Annotated in this window: 18 protein-coding genes; 17 read left to right on the forward strand and 1 reads right to left on the reverse strand. The window is 42.6% G+C overall.

Features of this window, described 5'->3' with window-relative positions; genetic code table 11:
- Positions 1–130 precede the first annotated feature (130 nt).
- On the reverse strand, positions 131–955 hold the full coding sequence (gene pcaU, locus MMO38_RS03435; RefSeq protein ID WP_241322557.1) for an IclR family transcriptional regulator PcaU: 825 nt from the start codon (positions 953–955) through the stop codon (positions 131–133).
- A 250-nt stretch (positions 956–1,205) separates the two neighbouring features.
- On the opposite strand from pcaU, the gene MMO38_RS03440 reads away from it, so the two are divergent.
- The 17 genes from MMO38_RS03440 (at position 1,206) to MMO38_RS03520 (ending at position 19,419) form a co-directional block, all read left to right on the forward strand.
- Positions 1,206–1,892 (forward strand): 3-oxoacid CoA-transferase subunit A, encoded by a 687-nt coding sequence (locus MMO38_RS03440; RefSeq protein ID WP_241322558.1) that lies wholly within the window; start codon positions 1,206–1,208, stop codon positions 1,890–1,892.
- Positions 1,893–1,902: 10 nt separating this feature from the next.
- Positions 1,903–2,556, forward strand: a complete 654-nt coding sequence (locus MMO38_RS03445; protein WP_241322559.1) for a 3-oxoacid CoA-transferase subunit B — start codon at positions 1,903–1,905, stop codon at positions 2,554–2,556.
- Positions 2,557–2,671: 115 nt separating this feature from the next.
- The gene (gene pcaF / locus MMO38_RS03450; RefSeq protein ID WP_241322560.1) at positions 2,672–3,880 is read left to right on the forward strand and encodes a 3-oxoadipyl-CoA thiolase; all 1,209 of its coding nucleotides are present in this window, start codon (positions 2,672–2,674) and stop codon (positions 3,878–3,880) included.
- Between the two features lie 8 nt (positions 3,881–3,888).
- On the forward strand, positions 3,889–5,244 hold the full coding sequence (locus MMO38_RS03455) for a 3-carboxy-cis,cis-muconate cycloisomerase (RefSeq protein WP_241322561.1): 1,356 nt from the start codon (positions 3,889–3,891) through the stop codon (positions 5,242–5,244).
- A complete protein-coding gene (gene pcaD, locus MMO38_RS03460; protein WP_241322562.1) occupies positions 5,241–6,026 on the forward strand; it encodes a 3-oxoadipate enol-lactonase in 786 nt (261 codons plus the stop codon). The genes MMO38_RS03455 and pcaD overlap by 4 nt, the downstream gene beginning before the upstream one ends.
- Positions 6,027–6,068: 42 nt before the next feature.
- A complete protein-coding gene (locus MMO38_RS03465; RefSeq protein WP_241322563.1) occupies positions 6,069–7,421 on the forward strand; it encodes an MFS transporter in 1,353 nt (450 codons plus the stop codon).
- 26 nt (positions 7,422–7,447) lie between these two features.
- Positions 7,448–7,861 (forward strand): 4-carboxymuconolactone decarboxylase, encoded by a 414-nt coding sequence (gene pcaC, locus MMO38_RS03470; protein WP_241317480.1) that lies wholly within the window; start codon positions 7,448–7,450, stop codon positions 7,859–7,861.
- Positions 7,862–7,871: 10 nt separating this feature from the next.
- A complete protein-coding gene (pcaH, locus tag MMO38_RS03475) occupies positions 7,872–8,597 on the forward strand; it encodes a protocatechuate 3,4-dioxygenase subunit beta (RefSeq protein WP_130162978.1) in 726 nt (241 codons plus the stop codon).
- A gap of 13 nt (positions 8,598–8,610) precedes the next feature.
- A complete protein-coding gene (gene pcaG / locus MMO38_RS03480; protein ID WP_241322564.1) occupies positions 8,611–9,240 on the forward strand; it encodes a protocatechuate 3,4-dioxygenase subunit alpha in 630 nt (209 codons plus the stop codon).
- Positions 9,241–9,314: 74 nt separating this feature from the next.
- Positions 9,315–10,148 (forward strand): type I 3-dehydroquinate dehydratase, encoded by an 834-nt coding sequence (gene aroD / locus MMO38_RS03485; RefSeq protein ID WP_241322701.1) that lies wholly within the window; start codon positions 9,315–9,317, stop codon positions 10,146–10,148.
- Positions 10,149–10,166: 18 nt separating this feature from the next.
- Entirely contained in the window at positions 10,167–11,627 is a 1,461-nt protein-coding gene (locus tag MMO38_RS03490; protein ID WP_241322565.1) for a right-handed parallel beta-helix repeat-containing protein, read from the forward strand.
- 60 nt (positions 11,628–11,687) lie between these two features.
- Positions 11,688–13,016: a carbohydrate porin gene (locus MMO38_RS03495; RefSeq protein WP_241322566.1), complete on the forward strand. Its 1,329-nt coding sequence runs from the start codon at positions 11,688–11,690 to the stop codon at positions 13,014–13,016.
- Positions 13,017–13,033: 17 nt separating this feature from the next.
- A complete protein-coding gene (locus MMO38_RS03500) occupies positions 13,034–15,457 on the forward strand; it encodes a glucose/quinate/shikimate family membrane-bound PQQ-dependent dehydrogenase (protein WP_241322567.1) in 2,424 nt (807 codons plus the stop codon).
- A 231-nt stretch (positions 15,458–15,688) separates the two neighbouring features.
- Positions 15,689–16,189 carry a 2-oxo-4-hydroxy-4-carboxy-5-ureidoimidazoline decarboxylase gene (gene uraD / locus MMO38_RS03505; RefSeq protein ID WP_241322568.1) on the forward strand — a complete coding sequence of 167 codons (501 nt, stop codon included), beginning with the start codon at positions 15,689–15,691 and terminating at the stop codon, positions 16,187–16,189.
- Positions 16,189–16,524, forward strand: a complete 336-nt coding sequence (gene uraH, locus MMO38_RS03510; protein WP_241322569.1) for a hydroxyisourate hydrolase — start codon at positions 16,189–16,191, stop codon at positions 16,522–16,524. The genes uraD and uraH overlap by 1 nt, the downstream gene beginning before the upstream one ends.
- A 46-nt stretch (positions 16,525–16,570) precedes the next feature.
- The gene (locus MMO38_RS03515) at positions 16,571–17,944 is read left to right on the forward strand and encodes a nucleobase:cation symporter-2 family protein (RefSeq protein WP_241322570.1); all 1,374 of its coding nucleotides are present in this window, start codon (positions 16,571–16,573) and stop codon (positions 17,942–17,944) included.
- Between the two features lie 179 nt (positions 17,945–18,123).
- Positions 18,124–19,419 carry an OprD family outer membrane porin gene (locus MMO38_RS03520; RefSeq protein WP_241322571.1) on the forward strand — a complete coding sequence of 432 codons (1,296 nt, stop codon included), beginning with the start codon at positions 18,124–18,126 and terminating at the stop codon, positions 19,417–19,419.
- Positions 19,420–19,463: the final 44 nt, after the last annotated feature.

The raw sequence follows: 19,463 nt of genomic DNA on the forward strand, positions 1-19,463 counted from the left end.
GATCTATACTAAAAGTGTTGATGTGAACAGGATGTGAACAAGTTCAATAAGAATAAAAGCGTTTTTTATAAAAATTTGAAACTCGCTCCCAAAGCTGTGCGTGACTTTGGAAGGAGCGGGAGACGATTGATCAGATCACTTGGCGTAAATCACGTGAGGTTTCCATCAGTAAAGGCAAAATATGAGTGATTAAATAATCTTTTGTTGTACGCATGGTGGGCGAGACAATATTTAACGCCGCAACAACATCTGCATTCGAGTCGTAGATCGGCACAGCAACAGCATGTACGCCAAGCTCATGTTCTTCACATGAATAGCACCAATCTTGTTCTTTAATTTCATGTAGAAGTGCTAAAAATTCCTCACTATCGGTATGTGTATATTTGGTCAATCGTTTCAGTGGATATTTTTCCAACCATTGTTTTTGCGCATCCAAATCAAGATGCGCAAGTAAAATTTTACCTGCTGAAGTGGCATGTGCAGGGAGTCGATTACCGAGGTGTAGACCGTATGGATTCACTCGATCGGTTTGTTGATGTGCCGCACTGCGTGCAATCGTAATGGCTTCATAGCCATCTAAAACCATAACTGAATAAATTAATGAAGTCTGATTGGTAAGCAAATTGAGTAAAGGCTGACAGATCTTAGGTAGTGGTGAACCATCTAAGTAAGCACCTGAAAATTTAAGAATTTTAGGGGCTAAAAAATAATAATGCCCATCAAATTCTAAATAGCCTAAGTATTCTAAAGTAAGTAAATGGCGTCGAGCAGCGGCACGTGTCATGCCCGTTTTTTCCGCCGCGGTACTAATGTTTAGGCGGTGTCGTTCGGGACCAAAACATTCCAAAATGGTTAAACCTTTCGCAATGCCTGCAATAAAGTCCTCATGCCGAATTGTTTTTTTATTTTCACTGTGATGAATAAATCGAACAGTTTTTTCTTGATCATGATCCATATGGTGAAACTCCGATTCGTCTTTTTTAATCTCTCATTATTAGTCTAATCAAAAGGCGACTGTTTTACTTGGATAATGTTCGATCATCGAACATAAAAATCATATATCGAACAAAATACACTTTAAAGCATAGAAGTACGTTCAAAATTTATCAAGAATAAATACAAGCAATCCGAACAGAACACTCAACTTCATTGGCTCGCTTTTAGGCATGAAAGATTGAGTGACTTATCGTACAGGAAGTAGGCAGATGATTGATAAGAGTAGCACCTCATTGACCGAGGTTTTATCCCAAATAACAGACGGTTCAACCATCATGATTGGTGGTTTTGGCACAGCAGGTCAACCCGCTGAACTGATCGATGGACTGATTGAACTGGGTGTCAAAGATCTTGTTATCGTCAATAACAATGCAGGCAATGGCGATTATGGTCTTGCCAAACTCCTAAAAACGGGGGCGGTCCGTAAAATCATCTGTTCCTTCCCACGCCAGTCTGATTCATGGGTGTTCGATGAACTCTACCATGCAGGCAAGATTGAATTAGAACTTGTCCCACAAGGCAATCTCGCTTGCCGTATCCAAGCTGCGGGTATGGGTTTAGGTGCGGTATTTACGCCTACAGGCTTCGGAACATTATTGGCAGAAGGTAAAGAAACCCGTCATATCGATGGGAAAGACTATGTACTGGAATATCCCATCAAAGCGGACTTTGCTTTGATCAAAGCCTACAAAGGCGATCGTTGGGGCAACCTTGTCTATAACAAATCTGCGCGTAATTTTGGTCCGATCATGGCCATGGCTGCGGATGTCACCATTGCTCAAGTCTCTGAAGTGGTTGAACTCGGTCAGCTTGATCCTGAACACATCGTTACCCCAGGGATTTTTGTTCAGCATGTGGTTGCGGTTGACGCAACAACACCTGTCACTGTGCAGTAAGGAGAACAACATGAGCTATCAAAAACTCAGCCGTGACCAGATTGCAGCACGAGTGGCACAAGATATTCCAGATGGGGCTTATGTCAACTTAGGTATTGGCTTACCGACTAAAATTTCAAAATATTTACCTGCCGATAAAGATGTCTTCCTGCATTCTGAAAATGGTTTATTGGCATTCGGTCCGCCGCCTGCCAAAGGTGAGGAAGACCCTGAACTGATTAATGCAGGCAAAGAATACGTCACCATGCTGACAGGTGGTAGCTTTTTCCATCATGGAGATTCCTTTGCCATGATGCGTGGTGGTCATTTAGATATTGCGGTACTCGGTGCATTCCAAGTCGCAGCTAACGGTGATCTTGCCAACTGGCATACAGGTGCAGCCGATGCGATTCCTGCTGTCGGTGGTGCCATGGACTTAGCTGTAGGTGCAAAGAAAGTCTTTATCACTACCGATCATGTCACTAAACAAGGTGAACCTAAGATTGTTGAAGAGCTTTCGTATCCAGCCACAGGTTTGAAATGTGTGGATCGTATTTATACCGATCTCTGTGTGATTGATGTGACCACAGAGGGTTTAAAAGTGATTGAGAAAGTGGATGGTCTGAGCTTTGAAGAACTACAGGCTTTGACGGGCGCTCAATTGATTGATGCGACACAAGCCTAAGGATTGCACAATCCCCCTAAATCCCCCTTTGTTAAGGGGGACTTCATCTAAATAGTCGGATGAGGTCTCCCTCCTTTTTAAAGGAGGGATTAAGTGAGGATTAAAGGAAAACAATATGAAAAACGCTTATATCATTGATGCTATCCGCACCCCATTCGGACGTTATGCAGGTGGTTTAGCACCTGTTCGTGCAGATGATCTCGGTGCAGTTCCACTACAAGCTTTAATGCAACGAAATCCAACCGTGGATTGGCAGCAAGTCGACGATGTAATTTATGGCTGTGCCAATCAAGCAGGTGAAGATAATCGTAATGTCGGTCGTATGTCTGCACTACTTGCGGGCTTGCCGTATCAAGTACCTGCAACCACCATTAACCGTTTGTGCGGTTCATCTTTAGATGCCATTGCAATGGCAGCGCGTGCGATTAAATCAGGTGAAGCAAATCTCATCATTGCCGGTGGGGTCGAAAGCATGAGTCGTGCCCCGTATGTAATGGGGAAATCAGACAGTGCATTTGGTCGTAGTCAAAAGATTGAAGATACCACCATGGGTTGGCGGTTTATCAACCCAAAATTGAAACAGATGTATGGTGTAGATACCATGCCACAAACCGCTGAAAACGTAGCGGGACAATTCAATATCAATCGTACTGATCAAGACCAGTTTGCCTTGGTGAGCCAACAACGCACTGCTGCAGCGCAAGCCAAAGGCTTTTTTAAACAAGAGATCGTCCCTGTCACGATTCCGCAACGTAAAGGTGATGTAGTCGTTATCGATACTGATGAATATCCTCGTGCATCGACCACCATTGAAGCACTGACCAAACTTAAAGGCGTGGTGAAAGCAGATGGGACAGTTACGGCAGGCAATGCTTCAGGGATTAATGATGGTGCAGCAGCACTGTTGATCGCATCAGATGAAGCAGTTGCTCAATACCAACTTAAGCCACGTGCCAAAATTATTGCAGCAACCACCGTCGGTGTTGAACCACGAATCATGGGCTTTGCACCTGCACCTGCGATCAAGAAATTACTGAAACAAGCCAACCTGACTTTAGCTCAGATGGATGTGATTGAGTTAAATGAAGCCTTTGCAGCTCAAGCTTTAGCGGTCACTCGTGATTTAGATTTGGCAGATGACGATGCGCGTATTAATCCAAATGGTGGTGCGATTGCCTTAGGTCATCCACTCGGTGCATCGGGTGCACGACTGGTCACCACAGCCTTGAATCAGCTTGAGCAAAAAGGTGGGAGCTATGCCTTATGTTCGATGTGTATCGGCGTGGGTCAGGGTATTGCTTTGATTATCCAGCGAGTTGAGTGAGGTCTGCTATGAGCCAGTTATACGCCAGCTTATTTTATCAGCCTGATGTCACTACCATATTTAGTGATCAAGCTTTATTGAATTATATGATTCAAGCCGAAGTGGCTTTGGCTAAAGCTCAGGCTCAGGTCAATGTCATTCCTATAGCAGCAGCAACGATGATCGAACAGGTTGCTCAATCTGCATTAGACAAAATTGATTTCGATGCTTTGGCAGTAGCAACGGGTTTAGCTGGGAATATTGCGATTCCGTTTGTGAAGCAATTTACAGCGATTGTGAAGCAGCACGATGAAGATGCCTCTCGCTATGTACATTGGGGTGCAACCAGTCAAGACATCATTGATACTGCGACGATTTTACAGTGTCGTGATGCCTTGGGATTGATCGAAAAGCAACTTCAATCTGCATATCAAATTTCACTACAACAAGCTGAACGCTACCGTGATCAAGTGATGATTGGGCGAACATGGTTACAGCAGGCCTTACCGATTACCTTAGGACATAAGTTTGCACGTTATGCGGCGGCATTTAAGCGTGATCTTGAGCGTTTACAAGCAATGAAAGATCGAGTACTCACCGCGCAACTCGGTGGTGCTGTGGGTTCATTGGCCTCTTTACAAGATCAAGGTTCTGCCGTGGTTCAAGCCTTTTCTGCTGAATTAGGGCTCACAACACCAGAATGTACATGGCATGGTGAGCGTGACCGTATGGTTGAGATTGCTAGTCTACTTGCCATGATAGTCGGTAATGTCGGCAAGATGGCACGAGACTGGTCTTTGCTCATGCAGACTGAAATTGCTGAGGTTTTTGAACCGACTGCAAAGGGTCGTGGTGGTTCTTCAACCATGCCACATAAACGTAATCCAGTTGCAGCCGCTTCGATTCTTGCAGCAGCAAATCGTGTTCCTGCACTGATGGCAAGTGTATATCAAAGCATGGTGCAAGAGCATGAACGTGCTTTGGGTGCTTGGCATGCCGAATGGTTAGCGATTCCTGAGATTTTTCAGTTATGTGCGGGCGCATTAGAGCGCAGTAATGAGGTTTTACAAGGCATAGAAGTCAATGCAGATGCAATGCAACGGAATCTTGAAACGACTCAAGGTTTGATCATGGCTGAAGCAGTCATGATGGCACTTGCTAGCAAGATTGGTCGTTTAAATGCACATCATGTGGTTGAGCAAGCATGTCAGCAAGCAGTCGCACAAGATACGCATTTGAAAAACATTTTATCCAACCTAGATGAAGTGACGCTTCATTTCTCAGCTCAAGCCTTAGATCAGCTTTTCCAGCCTGAGTCATATTTGGGCAATATTCAGGCGCAAATTGATGCAGTCCTACAAGCAGCGCAAGGAGACTCAAAATGATGATCAATATTCATAATCGTCAAGGACATCAACTTGCTGTGCAAGTCCAAGGTCTAAAAGATGCGCCAGTGATTGTATTTTCTAACTCGCTTGGAACAGATCATGGTATGTGGCAGGCACAAGTTACCGCATTGGCAGAGCACTATCAGATTGTGACTTACGATACACGCGGGCATGGGATGAGCAGCGTGATAGCCAATAGTACGCTGCAAGCCCTTGCCGAAGATGTCGTTGATATTTTAGATGCACTCAAAATTGAAAAGGCACATTTTTGTGGCATTTCAATGGGGGGGATTACTGGATTGTATCTCGCAATTCACCATCCCAATCGTTTTTTGAGTGTCACGGTTGCAAATTCGGCTGCAAAAATTTGGACAGCAGAAGGTTGGAATGCACGTGCTGATAGTGTTGAGCAGCAAGGTTTGGCGGATATCGTCAAAACTACGCATACGAGATGGTTTAGTGAACACTTTGATTATGCCCATGATGTGTTGGCACAAAAAACCATTCAAAGTTTAGCTGTGACGGCTGCACAAGGTTATGCCCATGCATGCCGAGCTTTAGCTGATGCGGATCTACGAGATCAACTTCAACAGATCCAAATCCCAACGTTCATTATTGCAGGTCAGTTTGATCCTGTTACCACGGTTCAAGATGCAACATTTATGCATCAGTCTATTTCACACAGTCAGCTTGAAATCTTGGCAGCTTCACATTTATCGAATATTGAGCAACCTCAGGTTTTCAATCAGGCATTGTCAACGTTTATTCAGAAAATATAACCGTTTCGGGTTAGAAAGGAATTCGCCTACAAGGAGGCAACTATGGCACAGGAATTTGCTGCCCCAAAAAACAGTATGGATGCACAGGCACTGATTAATGATGCGCCGCTTAGTAAGTATCAGTGGATGATTGCAATCATTTGTTTTCTCATCGTGTTTGTAGATGGAATCGATACTGCGGCGATGGGTTTTATCGCGCCTGCTTTGGCTCAAGATTGGGGCATTGACCGTTCCCAACTTGGTCCTGTGATGAGTGCGGCACTTGGCGGCATGATCATTGGGGCATTGGTCTCAGGTCCTACAGCAGATCGTTTTGGTCGTAAGATTGTTTTAACGATTTCCATGCTGATTTTTGGTGGTTTTACTTTGGCTTCAGCCTATGCCACCAATTTAGATAGTTTGGTGTTATTGCGGTTCTTAACGGGGATTGGTCTAGGTGCGGCGATGCCGAATGCGACGACATTGTTCTCAGAATATTGTCCCCATCGTATTCGTTCATTACTAGTCACCTGTATGTTCTGTGGCTATAACTTGGGTATGGCAACAGGTGGTTTTATCAGTAGTTGGCTGATTCCAACTTTTGGATGGCACAGCCTATTTTTATTGGGTGGATGGTCGCCGCTGATCTTGATGCTATTGGTGATTTTTTTCTTACCTGAGTCTTATCGCTATTTGATTGTGAAAGGTAAGAATCCTGAAAAAGTACGCAAAATTTTAACCCGTATCGCACCATCAAAAGTTCAAGGTGTGACCGAGTTTCATATCCCAGAAGAACACTCCGCGGTTGCGCAAAAGAAAAATGTGTTTGGCATGCTGTTCTCTAAACAATATTCCAAAGGTACCGTTTTATTGTGGTCAACCTACTTTATGGGTTTGGTCGTGATTTATCTACTGACTAGTTGGTTACCAACTTTAATGCGTGAAACAGGCGCAACTATGGAGCGTGCTGCATTTATTGGCGGTCTGTTTCAGTTTGGTGGTGTGCTCAGTGCCTTATTTATTGGTTGGGCAATGGATCGTTTCAACCCAAATCGAATTATTGCAGGTTTCTACTTTGTAGCAGGGCTATTTGCGATTGCAGTCGGTCAAAGCTTAGCAAATCCAACTTTACTTGCTGTTTTAGTTCTATGCGCTGGTATTGCGATCAATGGCGCGCAGTCTGCGATGCCAGCATTGAGTGCTCGTTTCTATCCAACCCAATGTCGTGCAACAGGAATTGCATGGATGACAGGTATCGGTCGTTTCGGTGCTGTATTTGGTGCGTGGATCGGGGCTGTTTTACTTGGGAATAATTGGTCGTTCACTATGATTTTAAGCATGTTGTTTATTCCAGCAACGGCTGCTGCTGTGGCGATCTTTGTTAAATCGGTCGTTGCGCACACGGATGCAACCTAATTTTCTTTCAATTCGGGACAACGTCAATGAATGATGAACAACGTTATCAACAAGGGCTGAAAGTCCGTACTGAAGTACTGGGTGAAAAGCATGTCGGGCGTTCTTTAGAGAACCTAAATGACTTTAACCAAGATTTTCAAAATTTTATTAGCCGTTTTGCTTGGGGGGAAGTGTGGTCACGTGAAGGTTTGCCACGTCATACCCGCAGCTTAGTTACCATCGCTATTTTGTTGGCTTTGGGACGCGAAGACGAACTCAGAATGCATTTACGTGCTTGTTTTAACAACGGTGTGACCAAGGATGAGCTTAAAGAGCTGATTTTACATAGTTCATTGTATGCAGGCTTACCAGCCGCAAATGCTGCAATGCACATGGCAGAAGAAGTCTTTAAAGAACTTGGAATCGAGGTGCAACCCGTTTCTGCACAACCACAGGATTAAGGAGATGAGCATGTTTAATCATACTTTGGGCGCATATCCACAACGGAATACTGATGATCACCCGCCAGCTTATACACCGGGCTATAAAACCAGTGTATTACGCTCGCCAAAAAATGCGTTGATTTCGATTAATGAAACTTTAACCGAGGTGACATCACCACATTTTTCACCCAGCATTTTTGGTCCTAAAGACAATGATTTGATTTTGAACTATGCCAAAGAGGGTTTGCCTGTTGGAGAGCGCATCATTGTACATGGCTATGTGCGTGATCAGTTTGGTCGTCCAGTGAAAAATGCATTATTGGAAGTTTGGCAAGCCAACGCATCAGGTCGCTATCGCCATCCAAATGACAAATTCATCGGTGCGATGGATCCGAATTTTGGTGGTTGTGGTCGTACGTTAACGGATGAAAATGGTTTCTATATTTTCCGCACCATCAAACCGGGTCCATATCCATGGCGTAACCGTATCAATGAATGGCGTCCTGCACATATCCATTTCTCATTAATTGCAGACGGTTGGGCGCAGCGTTTAATTTCGCAGTTCTATTTTGAAGGCGACACATTGATTGATTCATGCCCAATCTTGAAAACGATTCCATCTGAAGATCAGCGACGTGCTTTGATTGCATTAGAAGATAAGAACAATTTCATTGAATCAGATAGCCGTTGTTATCGCTTTGATATTCATCTGCGTGGTCGTCGTGCGACTTATTTTGAAAATGATTTGACTTAATGGGAGTAACACAATGAATGCGTGGAATTTTCAAGAATTAAAGGAAACCGCATCACAAACGGGTGGTCCTTATGTGCATATTGGTTTGTTACCTCAGCAAGCCAATATCGAAGTGTTTGAACACAACTTCAATAACCAATTGGTCAATGAAAAAACGCAAGGTCAGCGTATTCGTCTTGAGGGGCAAGTCTTTGATGGGCTTGGTTTGCCATTAAGAGATGTATTGTTGGAAATCTGGCAAGCCGATGCCAATGGTGTTTACCCAAGTCAAGCTGATACTCAAGGCAAAACAGTTGATCCAAACTTCCTAGGTTGGGGACGTACAGGGGCAAACTTTGAAACAGGTTTTTGGAGTTTCAACACCATTAAACCGGGTGCTGTAGCAGGCCGTAAAGGTATGACACAAGCGCCGCATATTGCAGTGGTTGTCTTTGCGCGTGGTATCAATCTTGGTTTGCATACTCGTGTTTACTTCGAGGATGAAGTGGAAGTGAATGCGAATGATCCGATTCTAAACAGTATTGAATGGGCGACTCGTCGTCAAACCTTAATTGCCAAACGCACAGAAGTGGATGGTGAAGTGGTGTATCGCTTTGATATTCGTATTCAAGGCGAAGATGAAACTGTTTTTTTTGATATTTAAATTTTAAGTGCATAACGAATGATTGCTTGCTCTTGGGAAAGACAGGCAATCCATTAAGGAAGATGATGATGAAAATGAAAACACTGGCAGCATTAACGCTGCTTGTTAGCCCTTTATTTACGGTTCAAATGGCACAGGCACAAGAAATTGTTCATAGCCCAGTTCAATTGGCTGAGCTTGCCAAGTCACCAGTGAAAACCATTGTACCGATTACTGCAAAAACCAAAGATCAGGCATTGGCTCAAGCCAAAGTCATTGCAGCCAATCAAGATGCAGATTTAGCAGAGTTTCGTATTGATTTGCTCGATTTTGCTGCTGATACCAAACAGGTGATTGCTTTAGGACATAAATTAAAAAAGATATTAGGCAATAAACCAGTGATCGCTACGATTCGTACCCATAACGAAGGTGGTCAACTCACCATTAGCGATGCTGATTATGGCAAGACCTATCAGGCATATTTGAAACAACCGTTCATGGACATGTTGGATGTTGAAATGTTCCGTGATCAGCAGGTGGTTAAAAATACAGTCAAATTGGCGCATGACAAAAAAGTGCTGATCGTGATGTCGAATCATGATTTTAAGAAAACACCAAGTGAAGATGAAATCGTTAAGCGTCTACTGCAACAAGATGAACTTGGCGCAGATATCTTAAAAATCGCTGTAATGCCACAGAGTAAGCAAGATGTATTTACTTTGATGAATGCAACTTTAAAAGTCAGCCAACAATCGAAGAAACCATTACTCACGATGTCAATGGGCAAACTAGGCACGATTTCACGTATTGCGACCGCAAATATGGGCGGTAGTTTTAGCTTTGGCATGATTGGTGAAGCATCAGCACCCGGTCAGATTGATGTGACCCAACTGAAACAGTTGTTAAAAACAGTTCAGCCGACAGAATAATTGAAAAGGATTTTTAAAATGAAAGTTATTTCTTTACGTTTAAGCGCTCTCGCAATCGGTTTAGCAGTATCAGGTTTGGCAGTAGCTGAAACTTACATCGTAGACCGTTATCAGGACGACACTGAAAAAGGTTCACTGCGTTGGGCGATTGAACAAGTCAATAGCAAGCCGACAGAAGCTAGCGAGATTCTGATTCAGGCGGTAGGGAAAGCACCGTATGCAATCAAGGTAAATAGCCCACTTCCTGAAATTAAAGCACCAGTCAAAATCATTGGTACGCAATGGACGAAAACAGGTGAACATATTGCGATTGATGGTTCAAATTATATTAAAGGTCGTGGCGTTGAGGCATGTCCAGGAGCGGTAGAGGGGCAGTTCGGAACCAATGTACGAACCACAACTTTGCCGGGAATTGTGTTGCGTGACATTAATGGTGTGACCATCCAAGGTTTAGAAATTCGTCATTTTTGTATCGGTATCTTGATGAATCGTGCCAGTAATAACCTGATTCAACATAACCGCATTATGCATAACTATGGTGGCGCGGGCGTGATGTTGACAGGTGATGATGGCAAGGGCAATCCAACAGCAACCACCACCAATAACAACAAAGTTCTCAATAACTATTTCCAAGACAATGGTGATGGGTTAGAGCTAACCCGTGGGGCTGCATTTAACTTAGTGGCAAATAACCATTTTATTTCAACTTCAGCAAATCCAGAGCCATCACAAGGGATTGAAATTCTTTGGGGTAATGACAATGCAGTGGTAGGCAACAAGTTTGAAAATTATTCAGATGGTTTACAGATTAATTGGGGCAAACGTAACTATATCGCCTATAACGAGCTAACCAATAACTCATTAGGATTTAACCTAACGGGTGATGGTAATATTTTAGATAGCAATAAAATTCATAGCAATCGTATTGGTATTGCGATCCGTTCTGAAAAAGATGCCGATGCGCGTATCACATTAACAAAAAATCAAATTTGGAATAATGCGAAAGATATTAAACGCTGTGAAGCAGGTGGAAGCTGTGAACCAAACCAACGTTTAGGTGCGATCACTTTTGATATTCCGGGCTTAGAGCATGCACATTATGTTGGTTCTCGTGGTCATGGCGTCAAGATTGATCCTGCAAACCTACAAAAAACTTGTCAGCAGCCAAATGAACAAGGCTGTAATGTGCAACCGAACCAAGCGATTCAAGCACCAAAGCTTACACTCTCAAAAGGTCAAATCGCTGCTGAGGTGAAAGGACAACCAAATCAGCGTTATCAAGTCGAATTTTTTGGAAACTCAGTAGCTAGTTCAAATGAAGCAGAGTTTTATTTAGGTTCAGCGATTGCTGTTAGCAATGCTCAAGGTGTAGCAACTGTTTCATGGAAACCAACTGCTAAAGTTGCCTCCATTACAGCCAATGTGACGGATCATTTAGGCGCTACATCTGAACTGAGTTCAGCCGTGCAAGTCAAATAACAATAAAAGTAGCACCTTTACAGAGGTGCTACATCGACTAAAAAGACAAGGAATTTATCGATGAAACAGTATTCATTTTTATTTAAAACGACGTTACTGGCATTTTCAATTTTATCTGTACAGCATGTTTTTGCAGATCAGCCGTGGTCACAAGAGCGTCAATGGTTATTGGGTGATTGGAATGGTCAACGCCAACAACTGGAACAAGAGGGTTATAAATTTACCGCATCGATCATGAGTCAAGCAGCAACCAATTTGGATGGTGGTTATAACGATAGCAATAGTTTTGAGAATGCTGCACAACTTTCTTTAGGTGCAAATTTTGATTTAAATAAAATACTCGGTTGGGAAGATACCACAGCAAATATTTTAATTACCAAGCGTGATGGTAATGCTTTGACTTTGGAAAGGATTAAAGACCCACGCTCAAGTGCATTAAGTAACTCGCAAGAAATCTATGGTCGCGGCAAAATCTGGCGTTTATCGCAGGCATGGATTAAAACAGGTTTTGTTGATAATACGGTTCAATTCAAAATTGGTCGTATGGGCATGTCTGAGGACTTTAATGGTTCTCAATGTGAATTCCAAAATTTATTGTTATGTGGAAGCCAACTCGGTAAATCGATTGGCTCAATTTGGTACAACCTACCAGTCGGTCTGTGGGGTGCAAATGTGAAATACCAGTTTTCACCTGAGTGGACGCTCGGTGTCGGTGTTTATGAAGTTAATCCTGATAACGTTAAAACCGATAAAAATAGTGATGGTTTTAACTTGGATATGGATAACGTCAAAGGCGCAACTATTCCAGTAGAACTGGCTTGGAAACCTAAACTGGCAGCCTTTAATGGTTTGGCAGGTGAATACAAAATAGGGGCACTTTATTCAACTGCTGAAGCGAATGACATCGCGATTGCAGAGAAAGTGCATGATAGCAAACATAGCTTTTGGCTTAATGCTCAACAACAGTTAACACAGAAAGGCGATGATCCAAAACGTGGGTTATTTGTCAGTTTGAATGCAGTTGTCAACGATAAAGACACGACTGCTGTGCGTAGTACACAACAACTTGCCCTTTGGTACAAGGGTGCTTTTGATCAACGACCAAATGACTCGATTGGTTTGGGGATCGCAAATTACCTAGTCAATGATCGATATAAAGACCGTCAAATCGCAACCAATAACAGTCGTGGATACGATGAATATGATGCGTTTGCAGCAGATTATGTGCCTGTGCAGCGTGATGAGCTCAATATCGAATTGAACTATACCTATCAATGGTCACCAGCAATTATGTTACGACCAAATCTACAATATATCCATCAACCTGCGGGTGTGAAAGAGGTGGATGATGCTTGGGTTGCTGGATTGAGCATGCGAGTGAATTTTTAATTTAGGAGTATGACCCCATGTCAGAATCTACCAATAGTCACACCATATTAAAAATATGGTGTTTCGTCTTAGGTCTAGCTCTATTGCTTACAGGACTATTTTTCACTGTAGGCGGTGCAAAGCTGGTTTCACTAGGCGGTTCATGGTATTTCATCATTGCAGGGCTATTAACACTGGCATCTGCACTGTTCATTTTTAAGCGTAAAGCCTTAGGTGTTTGGTTATTTTCGATCGTTTTTGTCGGTACAATTTTTTGGTCATTGCTTGATGTCGGTTGGGAGTTTTGGCCGCTATTCTCGCGCCTAATGTTTCCAGCAGGCGTGTTTGCTGCTTTGATGTTTAGCTTACCTGCTATTCGTCGTTATCAATTTCAATCAGGTGCAGATTTACCTGCTTATGCTGTAGGCGCATTGACTGTCGTTGGTATGATCATTGGGTTTTATCAAATGTTTCAACCGCATCCAACTGTTGCTGCATCAGGACAACAATTACCGTTGGTACCTGTTCAAACAGATATGAAGCAGACCAATTGGCAACATTATGGTCAAGATGCAGGTGGTAGTCGCTTCGCAGCTTTAGATCAAATTACCCGTGACAATGTCCATCAGTTAAAAGAAGCATGGCGCTTTCGTACAGGTGACTTTACAACGGGTTCGGGCAATGGTGCTGAGGATCAAATGACGCCTTTGCAAGTTGGAAATAAAGTTTTTTTATGTACACCGCATAACAATATTTTTGCTTTAGAAGCCGACTCAGGTAAACAAATTTGGAAAGCAGAAGTCAACTCCAAGGCGGATGCTTGGGAGCGGTGTCGCGGCGTCGCTTATTTCGACACAACTCAACCCATTCAACAACCAAGTTTAGCGGGTGCTACGCCTGTACAAACGGTTGCAACCAATACCGCATGTTTACGTCGTGTTTATACCAATACTCCTGATGGACGCTTAATCGCAATGAATGCGGATACGGGTGAACGCTGTAAAGATTTTGGTGTGGATGGTACGGTTGATTTGCATAAAGGTCTAGGTGAGGGCACGAAAGCACCACGCTTCCAAGTCACATCTGCACCAACCGTGGCAGGGTCAGTCTTGGTCGTTGGGAGTCGTATTGCTGATAATTTTGCCGCAGACATGCCGGGCGGTGTGATCCGTGCATACGATGTCATTACAGGTGAATTACGCTGGGTGTTTGATCCGCGTAATCCTGATCCAAACTATATGCTCAAAGAAGGCGAAATATATAAGCGTAGTTCTGCTAACGCATGGGCTGCATTATCTTATGATCCTGAAATGAATACCGTATTTTTGCCAATGGGTAGCTCATCTGTCGATGTGTGGGGCGGGAATCGTCAACCACTCGACCATAAATACAATTCTTCGGTATTGGCTTTAGATGCAACCACAGGTAAAGAAAAGTGGGTGTATCAAACCGTACATAATGATTTATGGGATTTTGATTTGCCGATGCAACCGAGTCTTGTTGACTTCCCAATGACAGATGGAACCAATAAGCCTGCGGTGGTAATTGGAACAAAATCAGGTCAGTTCTTTGTTCTTGATCGATTAACAGGAAAACCTTTAACAAAAGTGATTGAGCAGCCTGTTAAACCCGCCGATATTCCTGATGAACAATATAGCCCAACGCAACCTCGTTCAGTAGAAATGCCGCAAATCGGCAATCAAACAATTACTGAGTCAGATATGTGGGGCGCGACACCATTTGATCAACTGATGTGTCGTATTAACTTTAAGTCGATGCGCTATGAAGGTTTGTTTACTGCACCAGGAACAGATGTATCTTTAAGTTTTCCGGGTTCTTTGGGGGGAATGAACTGGGGTAGTATTGCTTTTGATCCAAGCCATCAATACATGTTTGTTAATGATATGCGCTTGGGTTTATGGATTCAGTTAATTCAGCAAACACCAGAAGATTTAGCACTAGAAGCAAGTGGCGGTGAAAAGGTCAATACAGGTATGGGGGCTGTACCGATGAAAGGTACACCGTATAAAGTAAACAAAGATCGCTTTTGGTCGAAGTTTAATATCCCATGTCAAAAACCACCTTACGGTACGATGACCGCAATTGATATGCGTACACGTCAAATTGCTTGGCAAGTACCGATGGGAACAGTAGAAGATACTGGACCTATGGGGATCAAAATGGGGCTGAAAGTACCGATTGGTATGCCGACGATTGGAGGGCCAATGGCGACACAAGGTGGTTTGGTATTTTTTGCTGCAACGCAAGACTATTATCTGCGTGCGCTTGATTCGTCTACAGGGAAAGAGTTGTGGAAGTCACGTATGCCAGTGGGTAGCCAAGGTACACCGATTAGTTATGTTTCACCTAAAAATGGTAAACAGTACGTGATGATTACAGCGGGAGGTGCTCGTCAATCCCCTGATCATGGCGATTATGTGATTGCATATAGCCTAGATTAAGTTCAATTCAATCTTTAAAAAGCTGCAATAGATTTTCTATTGCAGCTTTTTTTATTGTTCAAAAATATTGTCTTTCGATTTCTTTCATCATTATGGACACTTTCTATGTATTTTTTCTATTGAGATAAACAAAAACAAATTATGGACAAAAGCTTTTAGATTGGCATGTTCATTGCTTCATATATTTTATCTGGTCAGACCAGTCAGACAGTGTCACAAATTGGAGCAAACATGGATTTAGATCAATTCAATCAATTAAAAGCTGAGCAAGCGATGGAAGCATTAAAGCCGTGTGTGCATATCCCATCTTGGATTCAAAGTGTTGTTATGCAACGTCCTTTTGTTTCAGCAGATGAATTGTATCAAACAGCCGCCTTATATGCCCAAACATGGCAGTGGTCTGAAATCTCAGAGTCGCTTGCACAGCATCCGCGAATCGGTGAGAAAAAAGCTGCCATGACCTTATCTGAAAAAGAGCAACTGTTTTCGCAAAAAGAACAAGCTCAGCTTGATACGGAGCATGATTTTCAACAGGCACTGTATCAGGGCAATTTAGCGTATGAGCACAAATTTGGTCATATCTTTTTGATTCGTGCGGCAGGACGTTCAGGTTCGGAAATGTTAGCAGAACTCAACCGCCGCTTAGAAAACACAACCGAGCAAGAACAGCTTGAAGTCAAACAACAACTCAGTGAAATCGCACTAATTCGCTTAAAGCAGGAGATTCAATAATGGCAGCGATCAGTACACATATTTTAAATGCATCATTGGGGAAACCTGCTGCGGGTGTTGTCGTTGAATTATTGCAGGAAACGTCTCTCGGCTATGTGTTGATGGATCAACAACTCACAGATGTTGATGGACGTATTAAAGCATTTGATATTGATTCATTTACACACGGCAAGTATCAACTCATTTTTCACATTGCAGATTATTTTCAATCTCTAGAGGTTGAAAGCTTTTATCCCAGAGTGTGTATCGACTTTAAGGTGACAGATATTCAACAACATTATCACGTGCCTTTATTGATCAGCCCATTTTCTTATTCCACCTATCGCGGCAGTTAATACAAGCAATGAAGAAAATATAAATTTTGATTGAGGAAAGACCATCATGCACAACGATAAAATGCACAGTGATGCGGATGCAACAGTTTCAGCAGAACACCAATATTTAGGAATGAATAAAAACGTCATTTATGGCTTGCAACATGTGCTGACCATGTATGGTGGGATCATTGCACCACCACTTATTATTGGTGCTGCCGCAGGTTTAGAGGCTTCGGAGATTGGGCTATTGGTTGCTGCTGCGCTTTTTGTTGGCGGTATCGCAACCATGTTGCAAACCTTGGGTTTTAAGCATTTTGGCGCAAAACTGCCGATTGTCCAAGGCGTATCTTTTGCAGGTGTTGCAACGATTTTAGCCATTGTTACCACAGGTGGAGGATTGGCTTCAGCGTTTGGTGCTGTGATTGTTGCTTCATTGGTTGGTTTATTACTGGCACCATTCTTTTCAAAAATTATTCGTTTTTTCCCGCCTGTGGTGACTGGCTGTGTGATTACCATGATTGGTATTTCCTTATTGCCAGTTGCGATTCGCTGGATGATGGGGGGAAACCCGAAAGCTGAAAATTGGGGAGATCCAGCAAATATTGGTTTAGCTGCAATGACTTTAGCGATTGTGATTATTTTCAGTATGTTAAAGAGTCAACTCATGCGTCGTTTGGCGATTTTAATTGCGATTGTTTTAGGCACCGTGCTGGCTTCATTGGCTGGATTTGCAGATTTTTCCAAAGTCGCTAACGGATCAATGTTCGCTTTTCCTCATTTCTTTCATTTTGGCATGCCTGTATTTGAATTTACCGCCATTCTGTCGATGGTGATCGTAACTTTAGTGATTATGACGGAGACCACCGCAGATATTATTGCGATAGGGGAAATTGTTGGAACTAAAGTTGATGCAAAACGTATCGGTGATGGTTTACGCGCAGATATGTTGTCTAGTGCAGTTGCCCCAATCTTTGGTTCATTTATGCAAACCGCATTTGCGCAAAATGTAGGGTTGGTCGCGATCACAGGGGTAAAAAGTCGTTTTGTGGTCGCAACCGCAGGCGGGATTCTGGTGGTACTTGGTTTATTACCGATAGTTGGGCGTTTAGTGGCAGCGATTCCAATGCCAGTTTTAGGTGGTGCTGGTATTGTCTTGTTTGGCACTGTGGCAGCCAGTGGTATCCGTACTCTAGCAAAAGTAGATTATAACGATCACAAGAATCTGATTATTGTCGCAACTTCATTGGCGATCGGCATGATCCCAATTGCAAACCATGAGTTCTATGCACAATTTCCAAAATGGGTCGGGACCTTATTACATTCAGGAATTAGCTCGGCATGCATTACTGCCATTTTGTTGAATATTTTATTTCACCATTTACCTTTTACCAAAAAATCAGTTGAGGAGGCTACATTGCCAGTCAACTCAGGGCATTGATGGCACGCTTTGTTTATTTTCCAAAACCGTAACATTTTTTAATCACTCACCATTCAACGTCGCTTATTCATTTTTTGAATAGGTCTAGGGGAGTTTTGGCTTTGCAAAAGTTAAAACACAAGAAAATTTATTTGCATAGATTTAAAGCGTTGTTTGAATGGCATTACCGGGGAAACTTTATGAGAAATTTGACTTTAAAATCTGCAACATTGGTGTTCGCAATGAGCGCAGCGATGCAAAGCTGGGCAGCAGATACCAGTTCAAATGGGCTGTTTCAATTGGGTCAGGACTGTAGCGTTCAGGACAATTCAGTCAAAACAGTGCAACAAATGTTTAGCTGTGGGGCAGTTCATGGCGTTGTGAAAACAGCTTATTATTCTTTGAATAATGGTTATTTTGTCAATAATCTTAATCAAGATACTGTCGCAATTGGAGGCTATCTTAAATATGAAACAGCGCCATTGTATGGCATACAAGCAGCGATTGGTTATGATCTACAACGCCGTTTAGACGAGAAAAACAACAATGATGAAGTTTCTGAATTAAAGGAAGATCGTGATGGTTTGGCTGAAGCTTACATCACATGGAAGAATGATTTAGCACGCGTTACGATCGGGAATCAGCGTCTTAATTTACCGTTTATGGGGGATTATGCAGACCGACGAATTTTGATGGCTTTGTATCAAGCCGCGGATGTTCAGGTGGGTAACAATACTGATTTCTTGCGTCTTACCAAAGTGAATAAATTTAAAAGTTATGCTGATGATGAATTTAGCAAAACTACCCGTCAAAATGCGAATATTGAAACCGATGGCGTATGGTCAGTTGGTGTAGGGAAGCGTTTTGATTTGACTGAAGATCAAAAACTTAAAGCGCAGATTTGGTATCAACACTATGATGACTATACCCGTTTGATTTATACCCAAGCGGATCTTTCATTGCCTAAACTCAAATATACACCTGAGTTTTCACTGCAATATATTTCAGGGAAAGATCATGGCAAAGCCTTAGCAGGAGAGGTTGATAGTCAAATTTTTGGTGTTCAGACGGCATTTAAAGTCATGCCGAAAGCGAGCCTAAAAATTGCATATAACTATATTAAGCCTCATGCAGATGGTTATTTAAACGGTGCTCTACTAACGCCTTATGCGACTAAAACCTCATCAGGTGAAATTTTTGCTCAGCCATTTTTTACCAGTACCCAAGACTTAGGTGCAGGAAATGCTTTTATGACTTCGTTGGAAGGAAAGTTCACAGATCAAGTGATTGCCGGTGCTCGATATTCTTTTATGGATTTAAAAGAGTCTAACAAGGTTGCGAGTCGTAATCAGTCTGAATATATGATCTTTGGTATTTATAATTTTACTGGCGCATTACAAGGTTTTAGCGTTAGTAATTTCTTTGGTATCCAAACTTCACCACGCTATGAAAAAGACTTTCTACAAAATCGATTTACATTGAGCTATAAGTTTTAGCATCAGTGTTATTAAAATAGCCTATTTCAGATGTGAAATGGGCT

The sequence above is a fragment of the Acinetobacter sp. NIPH 1852 genome, from assembly GCF_022549455.1.
Classification (GTDB): Bacteria; Pseudomonadota; Gammaproteobacteria; order Pseudomonadales; family Moraxellaceae; genus Acinetobacter.

Excerpts from the sequence above, each read along its gene's own strand:
- pcaU (WP_241322557.1), bottom strand. The coding sequence starts at position 955 with ATGGATCATGATCAAGAAAAAACTGTTCGATTTATTCATCACAGTGAA.
- MMO38_RS03440 (WP_241322558.1), top strand. The coding sequence starts at position 1,206 with ATGATTGATAAGAGTAGCACCTCATTGACCGAGGTTTTATCCCAAATA.
- MMO38_RS03445 (WP_241322559.1), top strand. The coding sequence starts at position 1,903 with ATGAGCTATCAAAAACTCAGCCGTGACCAGATTGCAGCACGAGTGGCA.
- pcaF (WP_241322560.1), top strand. The coding sequence starts at position 2,672 with ATGAAAAACGCTTATATCATTGATGCTATCCGCACCCCATTCGGACGT.
- MMO38_RS03455 (WP_241322561.1), top strand. The coding sequence starts at position 3,889 with ATGAGCCAGTTATACGCCAGCTTATTTTATCAGCCTGATGTCACTACC.
- pcaD (WP_241322562.1), top strand. The coding sequence starts at position 5,241 with ATGATGATCAATATTCATAATCGTCAAGGACATCAACTTGCTGTGCAA.
- MMO38_RS03465 (WP_241322563.1), top strand. The coding sequence starts at position 6,069 with ATGGCACAGGAATTTGCTGCCCCAAAAAACAGTATGGATGCACAGGCA.
- pcaC (WP_241317480.1), top strand. The coding sequence starts at position 7,448 with ATGAATGATGAACAACGTTATCAACAAGGGCTGAAAGTCCGTACTGAA.
- pcaH (WP_130162978.1), top strand. The coding sequence starts at position 7,872 with ATGTTTAATCATACTTTGGGCGCATATCCACAACGGAATACTGATGAT.
- pcaG (WP_241322564.1), top strand. The coding sequence starts at position 8,611 with ATGAATGCGTGGAATTTTCAAGAATTAAAGGAAACCGCATCACAAACG.
- aroD (WP_241322701.1), top strand. The coding sequence starts at position 9,315 with ATGAAAACACTGGCAGCATTAACGCTGCTTGTTAGCCCTTTATTTACG.
- MMO38_RS03490 (WP_241322565.1), top strand. The coding sequence starts at position 10,167 with ATGAAAGTTATTTCTTTACGTTTAAGCGCTCTCGCAATCGGTTTAGCA.
- MMO38_RS03495 (WP_241322566.1), top strand. The coding sequence starts at position 11,688 with ATGAAACAGTATTCATTTTTATTTAAAACGACGTTACTGGCATTTTCA.
- MMO38_RS03500 (WP_241322567.1), top strand. The coding sequence starts at position 13,034 with ATGTCAGAATCTACCAATAGTCACACCATATTAAAAATATGGTGTTTC.
- uraD (WP_241322568.1), top strand. The coding sequence starts at position 15,689 with ATGGATTTAGATCAATTCAATCAATTAAAAGCTGAGCAAGCGATGGAA.
- uraH (WP_241322569.1), top strand. The coding sequence starts at position 16,189 with ATGGCAGCGATCAGTACACATATTTTAAATGCATCATTGGGGAAACCT.
- MMO38_RS03515 (WP_241322570.1), top strand. The coding sequence starts at position 16,571 with ATGCACAACGATAAAATGCACAGTGATGCGGATGCAACAGTTTCAGCA.
- MMO38_RS03520 (WP_241322571.1), top strand. The coding sequence starts at position 18,124 with ATGAGAAATTTGACTTTAAAATCTGCAACATTGGTGTTCGCAATGAGC.